23 protein-coding genes are annotated in these 24,351 nt (G+C 62.0%); 10 read left to right on the forward strand and 13 right to left on the reverse strand.

Going from position 1 to position 24,351, the window contains the following annotated elements; all coding sequences use genetic code 11:
- From CBB63_RS07630 to CBB63_RS07660, 7 genes are all read right to left on the reverse strand, one after another.
- Positions 1–737, reverse strand: a 737-nt coding sequence (locus CBB63_RS07630) for a putative DNA modification/repair radical SAM protein (protein ID WP_286698722.1), incomplete at its 3' end; no start/stop codon positions are given.
- Positions 738–848: 111 nt separating this feature from the next.
- A complete protein-coding gene (locus CBB63_RS07635; RefSeq protein WP_005848648.1) occupies positions 849–1,223 on the reverse strand; it encodes a response regulator in 375 nt (124 codons plus the stop codon).
- Complete coding sequence (locus tag CBB63_RS07640; protein WP_286698723.1) at positions 1,220–2,320, reverse strand: HWE histidine kinase domain-containing protein; 1,101 nt, start codon at positions 2,318–2,320, stop codon at positions 1,220–1,222. The genes CBB63_RS07635 and CBB63_RS07640 overlap by 4 nt, the downstream gene beginning before the upstream one ends.
- A gap of 146 nt (positions 2,321–2,466) precedes the next feature.
- Positions 2,467–3,255 (reverse strand): heme ABC transporter ATP-binding protein, encoded by a 789-nt coding sequence (locus CBB63_RS07645; RefSeq protein ID WP_286698724.1) that lies wholly within the window; start codon positions 3,253–3,255, stop codon positions 2,467–2,469.
- Entirely contained in the window at positions 3,255–4,319 is a 1,065-nt protein-coding gene (locus CBB63_RS07650; RefSeq protein ID WP_286698725.1) for a FecCD family ABC transporter permease, read from the reverse strand. The genes CBB63_RS07645 and CBB63_RS07650 overlap by 1 nt, the downstream gene beginning before the upstream one ends.
- A 4-nt stretch (positions 4,320–4,323) precedes the next feature.
- Positions 4,324–5,184 (reverse strand): heme/hemin ABC transporter substrate-binding protein, encoded by an 861-nt coding sequence (locus tag CBB63_RS07655; RefSeq protein ID WP_286698726.1) that lies wholly within the window; start codon positions 5,182–5,184, stop codon positions 4,324–4,326.
- Positions 5,181–6,236: a hemin-degrading factor gene (locus tag CBB63_RS07660; RefSeq protein ID WP_286698727.1), complete on the reverse strand. Its 1,056-nt coding sequence runs from the start codon at positions 6,234–6,236 to the stop codon at positions 5,181–5,183. The genes CBB63_RS07655 and CBB63_RS07660 overlap by 4 nt, the downstream gene beginning before the upstream one ends.
- Before the next feature lie 216 nt (positions 6,237–6,452).
- Here CBB63_RS07660 and CBB63_RS07665 point away from each other — a divergent pair, with 216 nt between their 5' ends.
- Positions 6,453–8,480: a TonB-dependent receptor domain-containing protein gene (locus CBB63_RS07665; RefSeq protein ID WP_286698728.1), complete on the forward strand. Its 2,028-nt coding sequence runs from the start codon at positions 6,453–6,455 to the stop codon at positions 8,478–8,480.
- A gap of 51 nt (positions 8,481–8,531) precedes the next feature.
- On the opposite strand, the gene CBB63_RS07670 is transcribed toward CBB63_RS07665, so the two are convergent.
- From CBB63_RS07670 to CBB63_RS07695, 5 genes are all read right to left on the reverse strand, one after another.
- Positions 8,532–8,972 (reverse strand): c-type cytochrome, encoded by a 441-nt coding sequence (locus CBB63_RS07670; protein ID WP_114865462.1) that lies wholly within the window; start codon positions 8,970–8,972, stop codon positions 8,532–8,534.
- A 54-nt stretch (positions 8,973–9,026) separates the two neighbouring features.
- Positions 9,027–9,767, reverse strand: a complete 741-nt coding sequence (locus CBB63_RS07675; protein ID WP_132998065.1) for a copper-binding protein — start codon at positions 9,765–9,767, stop codon at positions 9,027–9,029.
- A 47-nt stretch (positions 9,768–9,814) separates the two neighbouring features.
- Positions 9,815–11,173, reverse strand: a complete 1,359-nt coding sequence (locus tag CBB63_RS07680) for a multicopper oxidase family protein (RefSeq protein ID WP_107277643.1) — start codon at positions 11,171–11,173, stop codon at positions 9,815–9,817.
- Between the two features lie 11 nt (positions 11,174–11,184).
- A complete protein-coding gene (locus CBB63_RS07685; RefSeq protein ID WP_114865460.1) occupies positions 11,185–12,648 on the reverse strand; it encodes a TolC family protein in 1,464 nt (487 codons plus the stop codon).
- 824 nt (positions 12,649–13,472) lie between these two features.
- Positions 13,473–13,931 carry a winged helix-turn-helix transcriptional regulator gene (locus CBB63_RS07695; RefSeq protein ID WP_286698730.1) on the reverse strand — a complete coding sequence of 153 codons (459 nt, stop codon included), beginning with the start codon at positions 13,929–13,931 and terminating at the stop codon, positions 13,473–13,475.
- A 159-nt stretch (positions 13,932–14,090) separates the two neighbouring features.
- Between CBB63_RS07695 and CBB63_RS07700 the strand changes: the two genes are divergently transcribed.
- The gene (locus CBB63_RS07700; protein WP_286698731.1) at positions 14,091–15,503 is read left to right on the forward strand and encodes an MATE family efflux transporter; all 1,413 of its coding nucleotides are present in this window, start codon (positions 14,091–14,093) and stop codon (positions 15,501–15,503) included.
- Here the strand turns inward: CBB63_RS07700 and CBB63_RS07705 are convergent.
- Positions 15,500–16,384 (reverse strand): LysR family transcriptional regulator, encoded by an 885-nt coding sequence (locus CBB63_RS07705; RefSeq protein WP_114865456.1) that lies wholly within the window; start codon positions 16,382–16,384, stop codon positions 15,500–15,502. The genes CBB63_RS07700 and CBB63_RS07705 overlap by 4 nt on opposite strands.
- Positions 16,385–16,517: 133 nt before the next feature.
- On the opposite strand from CBB63_RS07705, the gene CBB63_RS07710 reads away from it, so the two are divergent.
- The 8 genes from CBB63_RS07710 (at position 16,518) to CBB63_RS07745 (ending at position 24,332) form a co-directional block, all read left to right on the forward strand.
- Complete coding sequence (locus CBB63_RS07710; protein WP_286698732.1) at positions 16,518–17,465, forward strand: Bug family tripartite tricarboxylate transporter substrate binding protein; 948 nt, start codon at positions 16,518–16,520, stop codon at positions 17,463–17,465.
- 35 nt (positions 17,466–17,500) lie between these two features.
- Entirely contained in the window at positions 17,501–17,971 is a 471-nt protein-coding gene (locus tag CBB63_RS07715; RefSeq protein ID WP_240790874.1) for a tripartite tricarboxylate transporter TctB family protein, read from the forward strand.
- Positions 17,972–19,489, forward strand: coding sequence for a tripartite tricarboxylate transporter permease (locus CBB63_RS07720; protein WP_064215692.1), 1,518 nt, complete (start codon positions 17,972–17,974; stop codon positions 19,487–19,489).
- On the forward strand, positions 19,473–21,062 hold the full coding sequence (locus tag CBB63_RS07725) for a gamma-glutamyltransferase family protein (RefSeq protein WP_286698733.1): 1,590 nt from the start codon (positions 19,473–19,475) through the stop codon (positions 21,060–21,062). Before CBB63_RS07720 ends, CBB63_RS07725 begins: the two co-directional genes overlap by 17 nt.
- A 98-nt stretch (positions 21,063–21,160) precedes the next feature.
- Complete coding sequence (locus CBB63_RS07730) at positions 21,161–22,138, forward strand: bile acid:sodium symporter family protein (protein ID WP_286698734.1); 978 nt, start codon at positions 21,161–21,163, stop codon at positions 22,136–22,138.
- A 300-nt stretch (positions 22,139–22,438) separates the two neighbouring features.
- The gene (locus CBB63_RS07735) at positions 22,439–23,614 is read left to right on the forward strand and encodes a tetratricopeptide repeat protein (protein ID WP_502695883.1); all 1,176 of its coding nucleotides are present in this window, start codon (positions 22,439–22,441) and stop codon (positions 23,612–23,614) included.
- 86 nt (positions 23,615–23,700) lie between these two features.
- Positions 23,701–23,937 (forward strand): type II toxin-antitoxin system Phd/YefM family antitoxin, encoded by a 237-nt coding sequence (locus CBB63_RS07740; protein WP_005848692.1) that lies wholly within the window; start codon positions 23,701–23,703, stop codon positions 23,935–23,937.
- A complete protein-coding gene (locus CBB63_RS07745) occupies positions 23,934–24,332 on the forward strand; it encodes a type II toxin-antitoxin system death-on-curing family toxin (protein WP_132998057.1) in 399 nt (132 codons plus the stop codon). Before CBB63_RS07740 ends, CBB63_RS07745 begins: the two co-directional genes overlap by 4 nt.
- The last annotated feature ends 19 nt before the right edge of the window (positions 24,333–24,351 follow it).

Here is a 24,351-nt window from a genome sequence, read left to right on the forward strand (position 1 = left end):
AGCCGCGTCGACTGGCCCAGAATGGCCGCATCATTCGACCCGTCCGCCCCGATGATCATCTGCGTCGACTGCCCCGCAGGCGCAAACCGCGGCGGGCGCTTGCCGGTGTGGGATGTGTCTTTCGACACCTCTTTACGCAGCCGGAAATCGGCCATCGCTTTGCGGATCTGATCGGGCTTCTTTTCGGGCGCATATTGCTGAACGGCGGCATCGGTGGGCAGCTCGACGTTGATCGACAGCCGGTCTGCCAGCAGCCCTGCTTCGGCAATCAACTCTGGCGCGGCGTCGGGGATGGTTTTCAGGTGAATATAGCCGCGAAAATTCTCTTCGTGGCGTAGCTTGCGCGCGATCTGTACCATGTCCGACATCGTCGCATCGGGCGACTTGATGACGCCCGAGGATAGGAACAGCCCTTCGATATAATTGCGGCGATAGAATTCGATGGTCAGCTTCACCACTTCATCGACACTGAACCGCGCCCTAGTGACGTTGGACGAGGCACGGTTGATGCAATAGCTGCAATCATAGATGCAGAAATTCGTCATCAGGATTTTCAGAAGCGAAATACAGCGCCCGTCCGGCGCATAGGCATGACAGATGCCCGACCCCTCGTTCGACCCGACGCCCTTGCCATCGCGCGAGTCGCGTTTCGTCGACCCCGAAGAGGCGCAGGACGCGTCATATTTCGCCGCGTCGCTCAGGATTGCCAGTTTTTGCTCTACAGATTGCTTAGCCATATGTTCACTATATGTTCACATACGGCCGATGTCACGGGGGCAAAGCATCCCTGCCCTGCGCCGCAGTGTCGCGGCGCGCGGGTTTTTGCCTGCGGGGTTTCCTGTCTGCGCTTACTCGGTCTCTAGGCTTGGGTAGACGCGGCGCAGCGTCTCGATCAGCTTCTGGCTGCTCACGGGTTTTTTCACCACACGGTCATCCGGCCCGAGAAAGCTGATCTGGTCGGCGTCATATGCGGTGATGAACACAAAAGGGATACCCCGTTCGCGCAGGATATCCGCCACGGGTTTCGATGTCTTGTTGCGTCCAAGGTTCACGTCAAGAAAGGCGATATCAATATCGCCGTCGCGCGCTTTTTCCTTGGCGTCTTCCAGATGGATACTGGGGCCGACGACGTTAAAGCCGATGTCTTCCAGCAGGTCGGACATCTCGAATGCGACCACGACCTCATCTTCGACGATGAAAATATTCTGAGGTTGATTTGTCATTCTACTGCCTGCTCTTCCGTCTGTTGCGGCATCTTCAAATGCCATTCATATCCATNTGGCCCGAAAACCGTATCGATTTTCCCGCCCGTTTCCGCCTCGAGGGCACGCCCTGTGATGAAGCTACCAAAACCTGTCTCGCTGGGTTTCTCGGCGGCAGGGCCGCCCTTTTCCACCCAGTGGAGTTCAAGGGGGGAACCCTCGGCGGTACTTCCTTGTTCCCAAGATAAGTTCACAACACCGTCAGGAACCGACAGGGCGCCGTATTTCATCGCGTTTGTTGCCAGTTCGTAAAATGCCATCGACAAGGACAGCGCCTGGCGCGATGGCACCTCTACCTCCGGCCCCGTCAACGTGATCCGACCGCCGCCTATAGGGTCGAGCACATCGGCAGCCACGGCACCAATCGCAGCACGGTCCCAAGTGGTGCCCACCAGTTTGGAGTGGGCCGTCGCATAGGCGTTAAGCCGTTGGTCAATCGTTTCACGGATACCGCGTTGAATGCTCATCTTGCGCAGCGACTGGCTGACGATGGATTTCACCACGCTAAATGCGTTCTTCACACGGTGGTTCAACTCGGCAATCAGGATGTTCTGCGCCTCGCGCAAGCGGCGCTCTTCGTCGATATCAATCAGGGCGACGGTCGCCCCGATCCGCTCCCCCTCCCCGTCGAGCACTGGCTCGCCGATGATCCGCATCCAAAAACGGGTGCCGTCGCCGCGCTGATAATCCACGTCGATCTCGACATGGTCCTCGCGGTTCTGGATCACCCGCGCCAAAGGGTACTCGTGGCTTTGTACACGGGACCCATCAGCGTGGTACGATACCCATTCGCCATAGGCGTTCACGTCGTCCGAATGCAACACAGGATGGCGCACCATCTTTTCGACGTGGCTGTTGCCGTAGATAATCTTGCCTTCGGCATCGGCCATGACGACCCCGACGGGCACCGTCTCCATCATCGCTTCAAGGAAGTTCAAGCGATGCGACGCCCGCTGCGCCTGTTTCTTCGGCGCATCCGCGTCAACATTCTTTGCCGCCAGCTCCTCTTGCACATGCAAAAGCTCTGTCGCCATCTTATCGGTGGGCTGTGTCGGCATGGTTTGTCCTGGGTGATTGGTGCGGTGTGTCGGTTGACATAGACCGTCAGACGCTGGTGTCTAGGTGTAGTGTCACATTTACGTCATTCTGTCGAAGCTCATACGTCAACCGATATATATGTCAGCGCGCTGGCGTGGTCCCGCCCCTACCGCATACGCTCCTGCGCGACGTGTGGCAGGATATAGCTTTGACCGGCTGCGGCGGGCGTATTGACGGTCAGGGTGCAGCCATAGGCTTGGGACAGGATGGCGTTTTGCATCACGTCGGCGGGCGCGCCGTGCTTCAGGATCTGGCCGTCTTTGATCATCGCCATGTGATCAGCGAACATGGCCGACAGGTTCAGATCATGCATGACCGCGACCACGCCGCCGCCGCGATTGGCGAAATCTTTGAGAAGCCGCATCACCATAAGCTGATGGCCGATATCCAGACTGGCAACAGGTTCGTCCAGCAGCAACCAACGGGGTAAGCCGTTCTGCACCGGATGCCAAACCTGACAGAGCACGCGCGCCAGCTGCGTGCGTTGCTGCTCTCCGCCGGAAAGCTCTTGATAAAGCTTGTCTGCGTAGCCCTCTAGCCCGACGGCATGCAGGGCGCGGGCGGGGATATCGTCGCGGTGTCCCGATATGCCGCGTCGTAGCCCCATGCGCACGACCTCGGCCACGGTAAAGCGGAACGCAAGCGTGGCTGACTGCGGCAGCACCGCGCGCATGGCGGCAAGTTCCCACGGGTGCAGATCGGCGACGTTTTCGCCATTCAGCAGAATGCGGCCGGTGAAGTCGACCTCGGCCGTGATCGCCTTGAGCAACGTTGATTTGCCCGACCCGTTGGGCCCGACAATCGCCGTAAGCGCGCCGGCAGGGGCGGTGAAGCTGACCCCGTGCAGAATCTCCTTCTTGCCGATACGGGCTACAATATCGCAGGCGCGCAGCATCACAGGTCCACCAACCCACGGCGCCGCAGTAGGATCCAGAAAAACACCGGTGCGCCCAGAATGGCGGTGATCAACCCGATGGGCAGTTCCGCCGGCGCAATAATCACGCGGCTGATGATGTCGGCGGTCAGCAACAGCGTGGCTCCCAGCAGTGCAGCGTTCACCAGCAGGGGTTCGTGATCCGGCCCCGTGGCAAGACGCAACAGATGGGGCACGACGATCCCGACAAAACCGATCCCGCCGGACATAGCGACCGCGGCACCGGTGGCGGCGGCGACCGTGAGGATGGCGGTATGCTTTACCCGCTGCACCGGCACCCCCATATGCGCGGCGGTTGCCTCCCCGAAAGCGAGTGCGTTCAGCCCGCCGCCCAAGCGCATAGCCACACCCGTCGCCAGAAGGATCAGCGGCCCCGCGATGGCGACCTTGGTCCATGTGGCACCGGCAAGCGAGCCGAGCCCCCAGAACGTCAGATCGCGCAACTGCGTGTCATCGGCGAAATAGATCAACAGCCCGCCCAAGGCCCCTGTCAGCGCACCCAAGGCAATGCCCGCCAGCAGCATCGTCGCGACAGAGGTGCGCCCGCGCCGCGTCGATACGCGATACAGCAGCAAGGTTGCCGCCCATCCGCCCAGAAAGGCCGCCAGCGGGATCAGCCAAAAGCCCGCCACGGTGAGCACAGCCGCCGGCAACAGCCCGCCCAGAACGATTGCCACGATCGCGCCCAATCCGGCACCCGCACTNACCCCAAGCAGNCCCGGNTCCGCGAGCGGGTTGCGAAACAGCCCCTGCATCACCGCGCCTGACACAGCCAGCGCGGCCCCGACACAGATGCCCATGATCAGCCGCGGCAAACGGATATCCCAAAGCACTACCCGTTCAAGCTGCGTCAGCGGCGCACCGGTCACGATCTTGGCCAGGGCATGCCACAGCGATGTGCCCGACGCCCCGATCGCAAGGCTGCTGATGGCGGCGACTGCCAGAACAGCCGCCAGCCATAGATGCGACTTGCGCGCGGCACGACGGCGGTCGCGGGGCGGGGCGAAATCTGCAAGTGCTGTCATCGGATCAGTCGGCGTAAAGCGCGGCGTGCAGATCGGCGACCGCATCTGCCGTGCGCGGCCCGAACCCCAGCAGATAAAGCCCGTCCATCCGCACCACCGATCGGCTGTTCGCCGCAGGGGTGACGGATATGGCAGGCATCGCGAAAAGCTCTGCCTCGGTGCTGTTGTGATCGCCTTCACGCGCCATCATCACCAGCACATCGGGGGCTGCGGCCAGCACGGCTTCGTCCGTGATGGGTTTGTAGCCCGCAAACCCCGTGACCGCATTCACCGCGCCAGCCAGATCTATCATCGACGCGGCTGCCGTATCCGTGCCCGACGCCATGATCCGCCCGCCTTGGGTGCTGAGGATGAACATCACGCGNTTGCGCTCTGCCGCGGGCCGGTCTTGCGTCGCNCGGGANACNNCTGCCAGCTTTTGNTGCACTTCAGCANCCAGCGCTTCGGCCTGCGGCNCTTTCCCAAGNGCCTGCCCGACGGCGNGTATCTTGGCGCTGACCCCTTCGGCGGTATAGTCGTCAGGGACGNTGACAAAGGGGATATCCGCCTGCGCTAGCACCTCGATTGTTTCGGGCGGTCCGGCACCTTCCTCGGCGATGATCAGCTTGGGGCCTGTGGCCAGCACCCCTTCGGGCGAGAGCGCGCGCATATAGCCCACGTCCGGCAAGGCAGCGGNTTCAGGCGGATAGCTAGAGGTCGTATCCCGCGCAACCAGCTGGTCCTGCGCGCCGAGGGCAAANACGATCTCTGTCACCGCGCCGCCGATGGANACGACGCCCCCTGTGGGTTCCTGTGCCGTGGCGGGCAGTGCTGTAATCAGGCCAAGCGCCGCGACGCTGATAGCGGTCGTGAAAGCGCGGATCATGCGGGCACCTCGACGTTCAGGCTCTCCAGCCCCGCGACAAGCTTGCCCCATGCGGGACGACAATCGCGCCCTTCCTTGCCGACGCCAAAGACCTGAAGGATAAGCCCCCCGTCCTTGTTGAAGGCCTCGACCGAAACAGCGGGGCCGCGTTGNGTGGGCTTGTCGACGGCCCAGACCTCGGCGATGTGATCAAGCCGCAGATGCAGGTTAAAGCGGGGGTCCAGCACATTCTGCCACGGACCCATGGATTTCAGCGTGGTGATNGGGCCCGAATGNATCTGGATACACCCGCGATTGCCGGNAAAGACCATGATCTCAAGCTCTTGCGCGACCACCTGATGCAGCATGGCATCGACAGCAGAAGGCTGCAAAGCGCGTGCAAAGGGNTCGCCCGCGATGCGGTAGGCCCCTAAGCGGTTCATCTTGAGCTTGGAGGTCAGGCGCAAGAACTGATGCGTGTCGGTCAGCCGCGCCCATTCCTTTNGCAGGATGTCCAGCTTCGACAGATCAGATTTCGGCACCTCGTCAGGGTCGCGCGGNACCACGTCAAGGGTGGGGGATTGGTCTTCCAGCGTCAGCCCCGCTTTGGCGCGATCAAAGGCCGCCACNTCGGACCCNTCGCGCAGAAANATCTTATGTACNGCATCCCCCGCCGCATCGAACACCTGCAGGCTGCGGCGCGTACCGGCGTCCGTCTGCTTCTCTACGGCAAAGGCATGATGCCACCGGCTGGGAAAGAGNCGCAGGTCGATGTCATCGGTGAGGATCATCGATGCATGGGGACCGGGGTGATAGTTATCATAGGTGCCGACCTTTTCGTTCACGCAGGACGGGTTGCGGGTCAGCGCCATAACCTCGCCCAGGGTCTGGGCGGCGCGCATGATCTNGTCGGGGTGCGCATTGATACGCCGCACGCCATCGCCGGTATAGGCCGCCAGCAACTGCGCCTCGCTGATCTTGAGCTTGTCGGCCACATCACGTTCGCGCANCTNNGCGTGGTCGGCGCGGAAGGCGCGNATATCCTCGGGGGTCGGGGGAACNGAATGGGTCATGCAGCACCTTCGCCATATAGATTNANNGAGAGGGGGCTGGCGACGCGCGTCGGGCATCCGCTGGCAAAGGCGCAGATCAGAACCTGCCCTTTAATGTTGACACTTTTAGTCGGTCTTTTTAGAACCCGCAAGAGCGCNNCCCNTCTACGCCCCTTTTTTCACCGCCAGCCCCTCGCAAGCATTCCGTCAAACCTATTGCTTGCAAGGATGTCTTCGATGACCAAAGCCNCTGGAACCCGTGCCCTATTGAGGGGTACGACAAGCCTGATACTTCTTTCCCTCACCCCGCTCCCCCTCGCCGCGCAGGAGGGCTTTCTAGGCACGCTCGTTCTGGGCGANAGCAAACGCGAGGTGCAGACCGATACGGCAGTATCCATCACCACAGTCGACCAAGAGGAGATCGACGACCGTCNGGCGGGCACCGTGGCAGAGCTGATCGATTCAGTTCCCGGCGTGAGCCTTGTGAACGGGTCNACCCCGCAAGGGTCCGGCATCAACATCCGCGGCTTCGGCGCGAACGATATCTACGGTGCGGATTCCAAAGTCGCCGTGCAGATCGACGGGGCCACCACCGGGGCAGAGCGGCTTTACCGGATCGGCACCCAGCTGTTCACCGATCCGTTCCTTTANAAGTCGGTCGATGTGATCCGCGGNTCCGTCGGCAGCTTTGAATACGGATCCGGNATCGTGGGCGGNGTCGTCCGGCTTGAGACGAAAGACGCGTCGGATCTGACGGGCGGTGAGCTTGGCTATGTGCTGGGTCAAACGCTGGAGTTCAGCACGAACGGCGACGGCATCACGTCTTCCAGCGTGCTGGCGTGGCAACCGACCGAAGATATGGANTTTNTGCTGAACTACACGTGGCGCGACCAGAACGATCAGGTGGATGGNGACGGGGCGACTATCGGTAACAGCGCCTTCACCCTGCCGTCGGGTCTGATCAAGGCAAAATACAGCTTTGGCCAGAACCGCGATCAATCGCTGACCTTCAGCCTGTCGCACACCACCGCAAGCGATCGCGACGTGCCCTTTGACAGCTTTACCACCACTGCGGATTCCTTTGGCACCGTTGACCGCGATACGGAGTCTACGACCGCGGTGCTCACGTACAACTTCAACCCGGCTGACAATGATCTGGTGAACCTTGATGTCGTGCTATCCTACGCCGACCAACAGATCGACCAAAGCTATGTCTCGGGCAGCTCCCCCCTTGAAGGCACCCCGCAAGGGGCCGGTGTTCTTGCCTTGGCGAATGCGGATCATCGGTATCAAACAACGAAACTGGCGTTTAAAAACCAAAGCCTGTTCACCACAGGCGTTGTCTCCCATGATCTGCGGACCGGGCTTGAACTGATCCACAAAGAACGCCTTGATGCCAGCAACGCCCCCGGCGGCAAGGACCGTCGCGTCGCTGTCTATGCGGTGGACGATATGCGCATTGGCGATGCATGGACCGTGACACCGGCGCTGCGCTACGAGACGTCGAAGATCACCGGATCAGCGGCCCCGAATGATGGCACCTATGATAACAACGCGCTGATGGGCGGGCTGTCGGTGCGCTATGCCTTCGGGAATGGTTTGGCCCTGTTCACCAGTGCCGCCTATACCGAAGTGCTGCCGATGATCGACCATCTGGGCACCGATGCCGCGATCACCTCATCCGAGAAGGCCGANACATACGAGATCGGCGCCTCGTTTGACCGNCATGATCTGTTCCGCANNGGGGACCAATTCGCGATCAAGGGNGTCTACTACGAGACCACCTTGACCGATGTCAGCAGCTATTCGGTNTCGGGGGTGCGCCCGCCTGCACCGGCGCTGGACCGGGTCGAAACCTCGGGGCTGGAGCTTGAAGCCTCTTACGCGTTGGACACCGGTCTTTACTTTGACGTGAATGCCAATGTGGTGCGCGGGACGGAGTATGAACCGGGCGGCTCTTCCGGCGACTGGCGGTTGCTGCCCGCGGACAGTCTGCGGGTCACCGTGGGCAAGAAATTCGGCAAAGAGCTTGACCTGAGCTGGGAGGTCGTGGGCAACACATCCGTAACAGACGACGGCGAGACCTCGGCAGGATTTGGGGTCCATAATCTGCGCGCCACCTATGTCCCGCAAAACGGTATCCTCAAGGATACGCAGTTCCGCGTCGGGCTGGAGAACGCTTTCGACAAAACCTATACGCCGCATCTGTCGACCCGCACGGCACCGGGTCGGAACGTGAAATTCTCGATCTCGCGGATGTTCTGAAACGGCGCGGCCCCCCGGGGTGTAACGCACCTCGGGGCCCGGCCCTTTGGCTTAGTCGATCCCGTTCTCGCGCTGAAGGCGGCGGATATAGGCCACAATGTCGATCACATCGGCCTGCGTGATCCCTTCGACGGGAGGCATGTTTCCGAACGGCCAGTGATGCCCCCGCACCCCGTTTTGCGCGGCCAGCAGGAACGCCCGGTCGCCGTGGTGGCTGGGCTCGTAGATCACATGCACCAAAGGCGGTGCGACGCCGTCCTGCCCCTGACCATTGGCCCCGTGGCAGGCCGCGCAAACCGCATCATAGGCGCGCTTTCCCAGCTGCTCCTGATCGGTGAAACTGTCCGGCACCTTCACGGGTGCCAAGGCACCCTCCGCAAGCTCGGTCGGGCTGGTCTCGGGTTGATCATGATGCGAGAAATACCACCCGCCCGCCGCTGCCGTCAGCAACGCAAAGGGGACAACCCACAGCAATACACGCGATGTTTTCATGTCTTCGCCTCTTATGGGGCGGGCACCGATACATGACCGGAGCCCGCGCGCGGATTACTTCAACTCGACGACGGTCAGCTTGCCTTTGACGGGCTCTGCGACGAATTCGATGCTCTGACCCGCAGAGAGCTTGCCGATCATGGTTTCATCGGCGCGAAACACCATGGTCATCGCGGGCATATCAAGGTTGACCAAAGGTCCGTGATCGATGGTGACCTTCCCGCCTTTGGTGTCAACTTTCTTGACGGTGCCCTTGGTATAGACGACCTCTGCCGCTTCGGTTTCTGCCTCGGCTTTGGCGCTGACTTCGATGGGGCCGTACATGCCGGATTCATAGTGACCGGGGATCAGGCAGGCGAATTCAAACGTACCGGCATTGGCAAAGGTCCAGATGACCTCGCCCGACTGGCCGCCCTCAAGACGGACCGAATTGGGGTCATCATGTTCCATATCCATCTTCGCCATCATTTCCTTGTGCTTGGCGTTGCCTTCGGCGTTATCGATCACGAATTCATGCTCAAGCTCGCCCTTGTTGGTGACCTCAAAGCGGATGGTTTCCCCCTGCTCGAACGCGAAACTGTCGGGTTCAAAGATCATATCGCCGTCTTCGGTCTCGCGCATGGTGACGGCGATGGTGCGGGTGACGTCAGCCGCCGTACCGGGTTTGCCCACTGCCATCATTTCGGCATGCTTGTCGGCGTGGTCGTCATCATGCCCGCCAGAGTGGGAACCCGCCGCAAAGGCAGGGCCGGTCAAAGCAATGGCGAAGGCGGTGGTCATCAGAAGGTTTTTCATCGTGTTTTCCTGTATTGTTTCAATGTTTTATATGGATGCAAAAGGGGTTATCCCTTTTGCGTTGGTTTCGGGGTCAGGATCGTTTTGGGGCTGTTGTTCGTGGCGAATTCCGGTAGTTCTCCGGTCCACTCATAGGCTTCCTCGCCGGGGGGGTTGTCGTACCATCCGGGGTCGGAATAATCGTCCGGCGCGATGCCGTCGCGTACCTTCACGACAGAGAACATGCCGCCCATTTCGATCGGCCCGTGTTTACCCCAGCCGTTCATCATGGGGATCGTGTTCTCGGGCAGTTCCATCGACATCTTGCCCATGTCCCCCATGCCCGCCGTGCCCATCGGCATGTAGCCCGGCTTGAAGCTGCGCATCTTGGGGGTAAGCTGGGATTTATCGACACCGATAAAGGTCGGCACGTCGTGGCCCATGGCATTCATCGTGTGGTGCGACTTGTGGCAGTGGATCGCCCAATCGCCCAGATGGTCCGCCGTGAACTCATAGGCGCGCATCGCGCCGACAGGAATGTCGATGCTGACCTCGGGCCATTGCGCGCTTTCCGGCACCCAGCCGCCGTCGGTGCAGGTGACCTTGAAATCATAGCCGTGCATGTGGATCGGGTGGTTTGTCATCGTCAGGTTTCCGACGCGCACCCGTACCCTGTCGCCCTTGTTCACGACCAGCGGATCAATATCGGGGAAAATCCGGCTGTTCCATGTCCATAGGTTAAAGTCGTTCATCGTCATGACGCGCGGCACATAGGTACCGGGGTCAATGTCGAACGCGTTGAGCATGATCAGGAAGTCACGGTCCACCGGCATGAACGTCGGGTCTTTGGGGTGGACGACAAACATGCCCATCATCCCCATCGCCATCTGCACCATCTCATCCGCATGGGGGTGGTACATGAAGGTGCCGGATTTGGTCAGGTCGAACTCGTAGACAAAGGTCTTGCCCGGTTTGATCCCCGGATGGCTCAGCCCGACCACGCCATCCATACCCGAAGGCAGGATCAGCCCGTGCCAGTGGACGGATGTGTTTTCTGGCAGCTTGTTGGTGACATAAATCCGCACACGGTCGCCTTCGACCGCTTCGATCGTGGGGCCGGTGGACTGGCCGTTATACCCCCACAGATGCGCGATCATGCCATCGGCCAGTTCGCGTTCTACGGGCTCCGCGACAAGGTGGAATTCCTTGACGCCGTTGTTCATGCGGTAGGGCAGCGTCCAGCCGTTCAGCGTGACCACGGGCGTGTAATCCACCCCCGTCGAGGGGCGCGCCGTGACCGCAGTCGCAGCGCTGTCCATATGCGCCGCTTCCGGCAGCCCCATGTTCAGAGTTTTGCCCCACGCCTGAGAGGACACAAGTGTCGCCCCCGCCGCACCGGCACCGAGTAGTTGACGTCTGTTCATCATATCGTTTCCTTTCAGTGTCCTGCGCCGCCACCAGCGGCCAACGTGGCGCCTTCGGAGCCCCCGCCGCCGCTGCCTGCACCGCCGCCGTAGATGGCCGCGGTCAGATCCGCCTGCGCCATAAAGAACGCCCGCTTCGCATCCGCGGCTTCCAGCTCGGCACCGAGCTTTTCACGCACATCGGTCAGCAGTTCGAAGGTGTTGGTGATCATGCCGTTGTAAGACAGCAGGGCTTCGTTCTCGACGGTCTTGCGTAGCGGAACAAGAACATCGCGGTAGTGGCGCGCGATCTTGTAAGAGGCATGGTAGGCCCGTTCGGCCCCCCGCGCTTCGGATCGTACATTGACCGCCCGTTCCGCCAGCACATTCGCCGCCTGCAGATACGACAGCTCTGCCTTGCGCATCCGCGCCTTGCCGCTGTCATAGATCGGGATCGCGAATTCCAGCTCTACCTGAGGTGTGATCTCTTTCTCGATATCGTCCCCCTCGGCTTCACGCTCAAGCTCGGCCCCTGCGACGATCTCAAGATCGCTGACGATGCGGGTCTGGTCTGTCAGGCCAAAGGCTTTTGCCTGCGCTTCAAGCCCCAGCTTTGCGACACGCAGATCGACACGGTTGCGCAGCGCCTTGGCTTCGACATTGGCAACGCCGCCCACGGACCGCGGCAGCCCCGGCAAGGCATCAGGCACATAGTAGTTCACGTCAGCCCCCCAAAGCCCCATAAGGCGCGTCAGCTCTTCCTTCGCTGTGGTCGCATCCAGCCGTGCCTTGGCAAGCTGTCCGGCCAGCTCCGCGTTGAACGCCTGCTCGCGGGCTTGGGCGGCTTTATTGAGCGCGCCGGTTTCCCCCAGCTTGCGTGCCAGCTCCGATCCGGCGTCCGAGGTCGCCTTGGCGCGTTTCAAATACCCCACCACCTCGAAGGCGGACACGGCATTTACCCATGCCTGACGGGTCTGGTTGGCCAATGTCAGCGTATCGTTCACCGCCGTCAGCTGCGCTTGACGAAAGCTCGCGTCAGCGATTGCACGGCGTTGTTTACGCGTGGTGGCATCCAGAAGATTGGCGCGGATCAACCCTTCGATCGCACGGTAGGCCCCCAGTTCGGGCGCCCCGATCCCGAGCACGCCAATGGACACGATCGGGTTTTCCGGCGTCGATTGCTGCGATGCTTCGGCGGCGGACAATCCGACATTCGCATAGGACGCCTGAAGCCCCTTGTTGTTGAGCAAGGCAACCTGAACCGCCGTATCGGCCGAGATTGTCTTGCCCTGCACCATCGCGCGCACTTCGCGTTTCACCGCTTCGTTTTCGGCTTGGGTCTCGGCAAAGACGGTGCGTTTACCAAGCGCGGGCGTGATCTGGCTGGCGACATTGGCAAAGCCGGCTTTGGGGTCGGTATAAGCGCTTGGGATCGCCGTGGCGCAGGCCCCGAGCACAAGGGGAAAGCCGATGATCAGCGGCAGTGTACGGACGTGCATCAGTTTCCCTCCGATTGTTCTTGNTTCACGGTGNGCCAGTCACGCGGACCNGTGGGCCCACGATACGTNTAGCCGGCCAGCGGGTTCGGGTGGCTGATGGGNGAGACGACGGTCGTGCTGAGCGTGGCTTCTTGCGTGGCCACGGCAGGCAGCGGTGTCGGCGTATAGGGCAAGGGTCTGACATCCTGCGTGCAGGCGCCAAGGGTCAGGGTGCAAGCCCCCAAAACGAAATGGATTTTCATGTGATGTACCTGATTGATCTCCTAGGGATCGCGCGCAGGAACGCTGGCGCGACGCAAAGACCCCAAAGCGGGTCTAAATCAGATCAGGAATGTGGAGGACGCAGAAAGCCTTGCGCCTCAAGCGAACGCGCCTGCGCATGGCCGATCTTGTAGGTGCCCGCAGTGACNGCATCGTCTTGNGGATGCGCGTGGTCCATCAACACAATGGACAGGCACATCCCGTAGCAGCAATTGCCTGCACTGTCGTCAGGCGCGCTTGAAGGGGCGTTGTCACTGTGATTGTCGACAGCGGCACGATCCATAGTGCTATGATCATGCAGGGCGTCTTGCGCGGTTATATCGGCCACATCGTCCATGACCGCGGCATAATGCCCGTCATGCATCCCCGACGCCGCGTGGGACGCGGACGGCGGAAACAGCACCAGCGCCGCAGCAAAGGCAAGNCATGCCACTGCGTTCAGCCAGAAAGATATGGTGCGTTCAAAAGCCATGGGAGACAGTTGATGCACCNGCCCCTTCCTGTCAATCGGTCCTGCGCTGGAAGGTTTCGAAGTTTTTTACCCGGTGGGCGGCGGAAAGCCGCTATGCTTTTNTGGCACCGGCGTTCGAAATGGCGCTGACGCTGCGGTGGGTAATCTCCTCTCCGGTGACACGGTCGACCAGCATGGGCGCGATCGGCGTACCCGCACTGCGCGAGACCAGCGTGACCGACGGGCTGCCTTCAATCGGGACATGAGCGTTGGCCCAGTCGATCAGCGACACCAGCATCGGATACAGCGCCTTGCCCCGTTCGGTCAGCCGGTATTCGTGGCGCGGGGGGCGCTCCTGATAGGCCTCGCGGCGCAGCACGCCGGCCCCCTCCAGCTTGCGCAACCGGTCCGCCAGCACATGCCGCGTGATCCCCAGCCGGTCCTGCATCTGCTCGAACCGGCGAATGCCCAGAAAACAATCGCGCAGCACCAGCATGGTCCAGCGGTCGCCCANCACGGACAGCCCCCNCGCCACGGGGCAGGATTCATTCTGTAGNTCGTTCCATTTCATNCCNTGATCCTAGCAGGCATTGACAGGTTCTGAAAGAGAACTTACCCGTAGTGCATTCCAAAAAGGAACCGAGAGGCGAAAACTCGCCACTCCAAGCATTCGAANGGGGGAAACNATGCCACATCAGGTCGCCACATCGCAGNTCGGCANGGCCAGCTGATGGCCCGCGTCACCCCNAACGCCGCCCCTGCCCTTTCCGCCGCCGCGACGCAGGCTCGCGCCACCCGGACCCGCGCCCTGCTTGAGGCACCAATCGCGCCGACGTTGGCCAAGCTTGCCGCACCCAATGTCTTGGCGATGTTCGTACAAACCGTGCAAAGCATATCCGAGGCGTATTTCGCCAGCCTCCTTGGGGTGACAGCGCTGGCCGGTCTGGCGCTGGTGTTCCCGCTGGTCATGCTGACGCAAATGCTGTCGGCGGGGGCCATCGGNGGGGCGATCTCNGCCGCGGTGGCGCGCGCACTTGGCGCACAAGACAGCGCGCGGGCGGCCACATTAGCAGTAGTCGCGTGGATGATCGCGGGTGCCTTTGCCGTGATCATGGCCCTTCTGGTCGGGCTGTTTGGCGTGGCNTTTTTTACCCTGCTGGGGGGCGGTGCCGATGCCGTCTCTGCCGCCGCGACCTATGCGCTGATCTTCTTTCCCGGCTGCATGGCGATCTGGCTGTGCAATGCCTCGCTCAGCATTATTCGTGGCACGGGCGANATGCAGACCCCTGCCGTGCTCTTGCTGCTGGTGTCCGTCATCTCGATCCCCTTGTCGGGCGGTTTTGCCTTGGGTTGGGGCCCCCTGCCCGCGCTTGGCGTGGCGGGCCTGCCCATCGGCGTCGTGCTCGCCTTTGCTATCGGGGCTGTGCTGGCGATGGCGCATATCCTGTCGGGGCGCACGGGGCTTNGCTTTGGCGGTGCCNTGGGCCGGATCGANATCNGCATGTTCCGCGATATCCTCAGCGTNGGGGCNCTGGCGGCGGTGAATACCCTGCTGACCACGATCACCATCATCATGATGACAGGGCTCGTGGGCCGNTTCGGCGAAGANGCGCTGGCCGGTTACGGGCTTGGCGCACGGCTCGAATTTCTGATGATCCCCGTGATCTTTGGCATTGGTGCCGCGATGACGGCGATGGTCGGGGCGAATATGGGCGCCGGTCAGNTGGACCGCGCCCTGCGCGTGGCCTGGACCGGATCTTGCGCGGCGGCGGTGATCGTCGGCGGTATCGGGCTGCTGCTCGCGGTTTTTCCCGACCTTTGGCTTGGCATGTTCCTTGACCCGTCCAACACCGGCGCGCTGGACGCGGGGCGCAGCTATTTCCGGCTCGTGGCACCGTTCTACGCCTTCTTCGCCCTCGGTCTCGCGCTCTATTTCGCGTCGCAGGGGGCGGGGCATATGGTCTGGCCGGTGGTCAGCAGCCTCAGCAGGATGGCGGTGGCGCTGATCGGCGCGCTGATCCTGATGCAAACCGGCGGCCTAGGCCTGCGCGGCATCTTCATCGCCATCGGCGGCGCGATGGTGGTCTATGGGTCGGTGATCGGCCTTGCGATCTGGCGTAAGGGCTGGCGCGCGCGGGCCTAATCATAGACTTCTGCCGTGAGCCCCTGCTGGATCAGCGCGGTGACCAAAGCCGCCAGCACCTCGGCGCGGCGCGAGGTGACCCGCTGCACCAGCCCCAGACGGCGATGGATCGGCGGCGCCCCGAAAGGGAACCAGTCAAGCGAGGCTGTCTCGGCGTCGTGCAGCGCGATCTGCGGGATAATGGCAAAGCCCAGACCCGCGCGCACACAGCCCACCACGGCAGGCATCGTATTCACCGACACGATCTGGCGCGGCGCGGCACCAAGGCGGGCGATTTCGGTGTCGATCTGACGCGCCAGCGGCACCTGCGTGCGATAGCGGATATAGGGCACGTCGCGGATCAAATCATCCAGCGTGATCGTCCCGGTGCCGGGCGGTGTGAGAACGATCAACGGTTCGGTCAGCACAGGGGTCCAGCGCAGACTGCTGGGCACCGCCACGTGATCCGCCACAACCGCGGCATCCAGCTGGCCCGACACGACCTCGCTCATCAGCTCCTCGGACACACCGACCCGCAGCCGAAAGTTCAGGTACGGAAAGCTGGCGCGCAGCGTCGTAAGCGCCTGCGGCATCAGTGAATTCGCCCCGGTCCGCAACGACCCGAGCGCCACGGTGCCGCGCATCTGCTCCCCCGCGACGGAGGCTTTTGTGTCCGACACGATCTGCAGGATCGACTGGGCCGAGCGGACCATTTCGGCGCCCTTGGTGGTCAAGGCGGGCGGGCGGCGGGTGCGGTCGAACAACTGTGTGCCAATCTCTGCCTCAAGCGCCGCGATCTGCTGGCTGACGGCAGAGGCGGTCAGGTTCACGGCCTGCGCCGCCGCGGCAAAGCCGCCGTGCTGGCTAATGGCCAATAAAGTCTCAAGCTGACGTGTATCCATACCTCAAGATAAGATATACTAAATGTAATGGCAAGAATTACGCGCTTTGATATGGTTATTCTTGTGTTATTCACGAAACTGACACCAAACCCGTGGCGGATAAACCGCTGCTTCTCTCACAGGGAGTCCTCCTATGACGTTTCGTTCGGGCCTTGCCGCCCTTTTCACCGCTGCCAGCCTGATTGCAGCCCCCGCCACAGCCGACACCTACCCCGAGCGCGCGGTAGAGTTCATCGTGCCCTGGTCGCCCGGTGGCGGCTCTGACACGCTGATGCGTCTTGTGGCCAACAACGTGCAGCCGTTCCTTGGCGCTGAAATGCCCGTGATCAACATGCCCGGCGTCGGCGGCACTGTGGGCCTGCGCGAGGCTTCGCGCGGCGCCGCGGATGGCTATACCATCAGCCAAGTGCACGAAGGTCTGCTGGTCGCCACCGAAACCGGCATCACCGATCTGGCATGGGATGACTTCGACCCGATCGCGCTGATGACGGCATCGCCCCAATATCTGGTGGCGGGCAAATCCGACAACTACAGCAATTTCGAAGAATTCGTGACCTACGCCAAGGCACATCCCGGCGAGATCTCGATGGGCGTCACATTGGCCGGCGTCCCGCATCTGCACGCCGCGATGATCGAACAGGCCTTCGGGCTTGAATTCAAATACGTCGGCTATGAGGGCACGGGCGAACGCGTGCGCGCGCTGGTCGGCGGCAACCTTGATGTGGCGATCGGCGACATCAGCTCCTCCAAACAATTCGTCGACAACGGCGATCTGACCTTCCTTGCCGTCGGCGCGACCGACCGGGTGGACGCCGCCCCCGATGTGCCGACCTTCAAAGAGCTGGGTCAGGATCTTGAGCTGAACGTGACCCGCGGCATCGTGATGCCCAAAGGAGCCCCGCAAGAGGTCCGCGACACGCTTGAAGCCGCGCTGCAAGAGATGGCCCAAGACCCCACCTATATCGAGCAGACCAACAACGCGGGTGCCGATGTCGGGTTCCGCGGCCAGGAAGACTACCGCGCCTATCTGAGCAAACTGGACGAGACAGTGAAATCGCTGTCGTCGGTTCTGGCCCCATGAACGGGCACGACCCCATGAAGGCTCAGGAGGCGGGCTTGGTTGCCCGCCTCCTGAGCTATGTCTTCCTCCTGCTGGCCTCAATCGCATTGTTCATCTCGGCCAGCGGCATTGCGACCTCGCGTTTTGAAAAGCTTGGCGCGGGGGCGTTCCCCAAGATCATCTTTGGCGCGATGGCGATCGTATCAGCCATCGCGATCATTGATGCGCTGCGCCAGATCCCCCGCCACGCTTACGGTGATTTCGCAGCACAGGCCGTAGCATGGGCCAAACGCTGCTATCTGGTGTTTGTATGCCTTGGCGCGCTCACCGCCTATCTGCTGGTCATTCCGGTGCTGGGGTTTTCCATCGCCAGCCTGATCTTCCTGTTCGTGCTTCAGGTGATCCTGATGCCACGCACACCCAAGTCTATTGCCCTCGCTGCTGTGGTGGCTGTGGTTTTCTCCTTCGGGCTGAACTGGCTTTTTGCCGAAGTGTTCACCGTTTTCCTACCGCGCGGAGTGCTTTGAATGACTGATTTCATGACAGGGGCCGCGCAGATTTTCACGCTGGCGACGCTCGCCTATATGCTGGCGGGGTCCGTCGCGGGCATCGTTGCGGCGGCGATCCCCGGTTTCACCGTCACCATGGCGATTGTGCTGACCCTGCCGCTGACCTTCACGATGGAGCCTTTGCAAGGCATCGCCGTGATGCTCTCGGTCTATGTGGGCGGCTATACTGGCGGGCTGATCTCGGCGGCGTTGCTGGGCATCCCCGGCACGCCATCGTCGGTCGCCACCACCTTTGACGCCTTCCCCATGGCGCGCAACGGCGAACCGGGGCGCGCGCTGTCCATCGGGGTCTGGGCGTCCTTCTTTGGCACCGTGATCTCGACCATCGTGCTGATTTTCGCCGCACCGCCGCTGGCGCTTTTCGCCGTGCGCCTTGGCCCGTGGGAGTATTTCTCGCTCATCGTCTTTGCCCTGACAATCGTCGCCAGCCTTGTCGGCACCTCAGCCATGCGCGGCATTCTGGCGGGGCTGATCGGGCTTGCAATCTCTACCGTGGGGACAGACCCGATCATGGGCCGCCCGCGCTTTGATTTCGGCATAGAGATGCTACAGGCCGGCCTGCCGTTTCTGGTCGTGCTGATCGGGATCTTCGCCATCTCGCAGCTTGTGTCAGAGGTAGAGAATGCCGACAGTGTGCGGTCGGGCAATGCGCTGGTCACAGGGGCCATCGATTTCCAGACATGGACCGTGATGAAAGAAGTGTTGATGCGGCCCGTCAACCTGCTGCGGTCGTCCATCGTGGGGGTGCTGATCGGCGCCCTGCCCGGTGCGGGCGGGTCCATCGCCAACCTTGTCGCCTATGATCAGGCCAAACGCGGGTCCAAAAACAGTGACAAATTCGGCACCGGTGAACCCGACGGCATCGTCGCCTCCGAGGCGGGCAACTCCGCGACCGCGGGCGGCGGGCTGATCCCGCTTATCGGTCTGGGCATCCCCGGGTCGGCTGTCGATGCGATCCTTATGGCGTCGCTGATGGTGCATGGCATCTCGGTCGGGCCACGGCTGATCATGGATCACGGTGACCTTGTCTATGGCATGTTCATCGCGATGGTGGTCGCGTCCTTCATGATGCTGATCGTCTCGATCTGCTCCATGCGGCTGTTCCTGCGGGTGACCGAAGTGCCCAAATGGCTGATCGTGCCGGTGGTGATGACCTGCTGCGTCGTGGGCACCTTTGCGCTGAACAACCGCGTGACCGACCTTTACCTGCTGATCTTTATCGGCATCACCGGGTACACGTTGCGCGCCCTTGGCTATGCGCTGGCACCTTTGGTGCTGGGGGTCATTCTGGGCCCGATCGCCGAAACCAACCTGCGGCGCGCGCTGATGACGGACGAAGACCCGACGCTATTCTTCACCCGCCCCATCAGCCTGATTTTCCTGATTGCGGCTTTCGTGTCCATTGTCTGGGCCATCCGCAGTCACCTCAAAAACCGTACATCTACAGAAAGGCCATCCCATGCGCCTACGTCATGATCCCGTCTACCCGTCGCGCCGCTCGCCTATCCTGGCCGAGAATGTCGTCGCCACCTCGCAACCGCTGGCGACCCAAGCCGGTCTGTCCATCCTGCAACAAGGCGGCAACGCTGTGGATGCGGCCATCGCCACGGCGGCTGTGCTAACAATCGTCGAGCCCACGGGCTGCGGCCTTGGCTCTGACGCCTTCTGCATCCTGTGGGACGGCAAGCAACTGCACGGGCTGAACGCCTCGGGCCGCGCGCCCGCCGCCTGGACGCCCGAGTATTTCAAGGACGGCATCCCCGAACATGGCTGGGACGCCGTGACCGTCCCCGGTGCCGTCAGCGCCTGGGTCGAACTGTCTGAAAAATTCGGCAGCCTCGGCCTGTCGACCGTGCTGGCCCCCGCGATCCGCTATGCCGAAGACGGCTTTATCGTGTCGCCGGTCGTGGGCACGGCATGGGCCAAAGGGGCCGCGGTGCTCAAGGACCAGCCCGGCTTTGCCGAGACTTTCATGCCCGAGGGACGCGCGCCCAAACCCGGCGAACGCTTCCGCAACCCCGGTGCCGCGCGCACCCTGCGCGCTATTGCCGAGACCAAGGGCCGCGCCTTCTACGAAGGCGAGATCGCGCAAGAGATCGCGGCCTTCGCCAAGGCCAATGGCGGCGCAATGACAGCCGACGATCTGGCAGCGCATCACAACGACTGGTGCGGCACCATCAGCCAAAGCTTTGACGACGTCGAATTGCACGAGATCCCGCCAAACGGTCAGGGTATCGCCGCGCTGATGGCGCTTGGCATGTTGCAGCACACCGACATCCGCGACCACGGCCCCGACGATCTGGCTGCCGTGCATTTGCAGATCGAGGCGATCAAGCTCGCCTATGCCGATCTGCACGCCTATGTCGCCGATCGCGATCACATGACCGACGTGGACGAAGCGGCCCTGCTTGACCCCGATTACCTTGAATCCCGCGCCGCATTGATTGATGTCAACAAGGCGCAGGACTTTGGCGCGGGGGCCCCGAAACAGGGCGGCACCGTGTTGCTGAACGTCGGTGATGCCTCGGGCATGATGGTCAGCTTTATCCAGTCGAACTACGCGGGCTTCGGCTCTGGCGTGGTGGTGCCGGGCACGGGTGTGTCCATGCAGAACCGCGGCTTTGGCTTCACGACACAGGACGGCCACCCCAACCAGGTCGCACCGGGCAAACGCCCCTTTCACACGATCATTCCGGGCTTCGCCATGAAGAACGGCGCGCCCCTGATGGCCTTTGGCATGATGGGCGGGCCCATTCAGGCACAGGGCCATATGCAGCTTTTGCTGCGCACGCAGCTGTGGGACCAAGACCCCCAGNCCGCCGCCGATGCCCCCCGCTGGCGCGCGATCGAGGGGTTGGCCGTCGCTTGCGAACCGTCGATGCCTGCCGATCTGCTCGACGGGCTCAAGGCGCTTGGCCATGCGATCCAGATCGAGGCACCGGACAACGCCTTTGGCTTCGGCGGCGCGCAACTGGTGCAACGCAACGCGGCAGGCGGTTACGCCGCGGGCTCTGATCCGCGCAAAGACGGGCAAGCCGCAGGCTTCTGATCCCGCGCCACATGGGCNAGCGGAGNGTCACGCCNCCGCTCGCCCTTTACGGGCCGGCAGCGCCCCTATATCGATCTTTCGACAACGCAGGCATTCCCATGAACTATATCAAACGCATCGGCATCGACGCCTATATGATCTTGCTGCTGGCCACCGTGATCGCGGGCATNGTGCTGCCTGCCACAGGTGTNGCNGCCGAAGGCCTGCGCGGGGTGACCTTCTGGGCCGTCTCGTTGCTGTTCTTTCTTTATGGGGCCAAGCTGGATCCAAGCGCGGTCAAGGCTGGCATCACAAATTGGCGCCTGCAGGGGATGACCTTTGGCGCGACCTATGTGCTGTTTCCNCTGATTGGCCTGCTGCTGGCGACGCTGTGCAGCCCGATCCTCGGGGCGACGGTGACCATGGGGCTGTTGTTTTTGTCGGTGCTACCCTCGACCGTGCAATCCTCTATCGCCTTCACCTCGATTGCGGGCGGCAATGTGCCTGCGGCGATCTGCGCGGCGTCCGTCTCCAACCTCATCGGGGTCATTCTGACGCCGGTGCTGGTGACCTTGCTGCTGCATCAAGGCGACGGCGGCGTCAGTCTGGATGCCATCGGCAAAATCGGCGTGCAAATCTTGCTGCCTTTCATCGTCGGGCAGGTGATGCGTCCGCTGGTGGGCGGGTTTGTGCAACGCCACAAGCTGCTGACCATGATCGTGGACCGCGGGTCGATCATGCTGATCATCTACTCTGCNTTCAGCGCGGGNACAGTCTCGGGCCTTTGGTCCGCTATTCCCGTCACCACGCTGATGCTGCTCTTTGCCGTGGTCTGGCTGTTTCTGGCCGTGGGCATGTGGTCGATGATCGCCCTTGGCAAGGCGACGGGAATGCCCGACGCGGATCGCGCGGTGCTGTTCTACTGCGGGTCCACCAAAAGCCTTGCCAGCGGGTTGCCCATTGCCACGGCGCTTTTTGCGCCCGATCTGGTCGGTGCCATCGTTTTGCCGCTGATGATCTACCATATCTCGCAGCTTCTGGTCTGCGCCTTCGTCTCGCAGCGCGCGTCGCGTCGGGCCGGTGCGGCACCTGCCTAAAGTTACCCATGGGTATCCTTTTTGCCGATCACCCCCGCGCCCGCACGCGGGTCTTTGCCGGTCGGGGCACCACGGCCTAAGCCACAGCAGAAACACGCAATTTTCCGCCGAGATTTGGCGGGGTGGCGGCGTGCATCGATAGGGGAAACGCGTTACGAAACCGCGAAAAGGCAGCAGGCTGCCCACCCGACAAGAAGGACCCTTTCGATGGCAGATAAAACAAAACGAAGCTGGTTTGGCCGTACCGTACTGGCCGCGGTGATGCCCGTGGCCGCGCAGGCCCAGACTGTGCAGGACGGCATGGCCGCGTTCGAGCAAGGCGATTATACNCACGCGCTGGAACTNCTNNTNCCGCTNGCCGAACAGGGCGACGCCGAGGCGCAATGTCAGGTCGGCCGCCTGTACTACCGCGGCGGTGATGGTGTGCCGCAAAGCTTTGATGATTCAGTCGCATGGGCGAAGAAGTCTGCCGAACAGAACAACCCCTGCGGGTTGAACTCTCTGGGCGTGTCCTACCGCTTTGGGCAAGGCGTCGACCCCGACGCGAAAACCGCGTTCGACTATTTCACCCGCGCTGCGGCCCAAGGGTTTGACAAGGCACAATTCAGTCTGGGCAACATGCATGAACTGGGCGAAGGCACAGCGCAAAGCGATGCAGAGGCCCGCGCCTGGTATCGCAAAGCGGCAGAGCAAGGCAATGCNATGGGCCAGTACCGCTTGGGCATCCTGTTGCTGGAAGGTCGCGGCGGCGAGGCGGCCCCCGAAGAAGCACAACAGCTTTTGCGTGCCTCGGCGGAACAGGGTCTGGCNGACGCGCAATATTCGCTGGGGTGGATGGCCAANCACGGNGTCGGGGTAAAGCAGGACCACGGNCANGCGCTTGAATGGTATCGGCTCGCGGCAGAACANGGCTATGCCCCCGCGCAGATCAATCTGGGCAACCNCTATGCCGAGGGGCTTGGCACCTCGCAAGATGACGAGAAAGCCGTCGGCTGGTACTATGAGGCAGCGCGCAATGGCGTCCCCGCTGCGCAGGTCAACATGGGTAAGCACTATGCGCTTGGACGCGGTGTGCAGCAGGACTTTGACGAGGCGATGGTCTGGTATCAGCTAGCTGCGGAATACGGCGAACCCGTTGCCTATCTGAACGTCGGATTGCTGTATGAAAACGGTCAGGGCCGCCCCGCTGATCCGGCAGAGGCCGCGCGCTGGTACCGTGCCGCCGCCGAACGCGGAGAGCCGCGATCCCTTTCCAAGCTCGCGCATTTCTATGCCGAAGGGATCAGCGTCACACCGGACCCCGTGACCGCATGGGCGTTGCAGGATACCGCCATGGCCTATGACCGCGACGGCGCGCTGGATGCGCCCGAAGAACGGTTGATGCAAATGGGCCAACAGTTGGCACCCCAGCAAAAAGGTGAGGCAAAGGCGCTGGCGCAAAGCTGGCAGAACGGGGAAGAGCTGGTCTTACCTTAACGGTCCAGCCGAAGCTGTGACCACGGCCCATATGGACAAAATGTCCATTTTGCCTATATTGTGCGGTGACGCTACAGGAGAGCCCCATGACACGTGTCACCGCCACCGAATTCAAGAACAACATCGGCGCATTCAGCGATGCGGCGATGAGCGAGCCTGTCATCATCACCAGCCACCAACGTGACCGTCTGGTGCTGTTGTCAGCAGATGAATACCGTCGCCTGACCGCCCTGACCGAAGGGGTGACCGCGCAGGATAAAGACCGCGTGGCGCGCGGGCTTGAACGGCATCGCAGCACGATACTGGAACTCGCCAAACGATGACGGAGCCCCGCTGGGTCACCCGCGAACTTGTTGAATACATGCACGATTGCGTACTGGAGCTGGCCGGCGGCGCACGCGGGTTGCGCGATGGTGACCTACTGGAATCCGCACTGGCCCGCCCGATGAACCTATATGCCTTTGGTGAAACGTCGCTTTTTGAACTGGCCGCCTGCTATGCCGAAGCCATCGCCCGCAACCACGCCTTTGTCGATGGTAACAAGCGCACGGCCTTCTTTGTCGCCAGCGATTTTCTGGACCAGAACGGATACGAGCTGCAGGCCGCTGTGGATCAGGAACACGCCGATATGATGGTGGAACTGGCCCAAGGCAAAATGACCCGCGCCGACGCTGCCGCACATTTACGCACCTACAGCATCAAGACCTCTGCGACCTGACGTTTCGCGTTGGCGCGTA

Origin of the sequence: Sulfitobacter sp. TMED3 (assembly GCF_002167505.1) — a bacterium.
Classification (GTDB): Bacteria; Pseudomonadota; Alphaproteobacteria; order Rhodobacterales; family Rhodobacteraceae; genus Sulfitobacter; species Sulfitobacter pontiacus.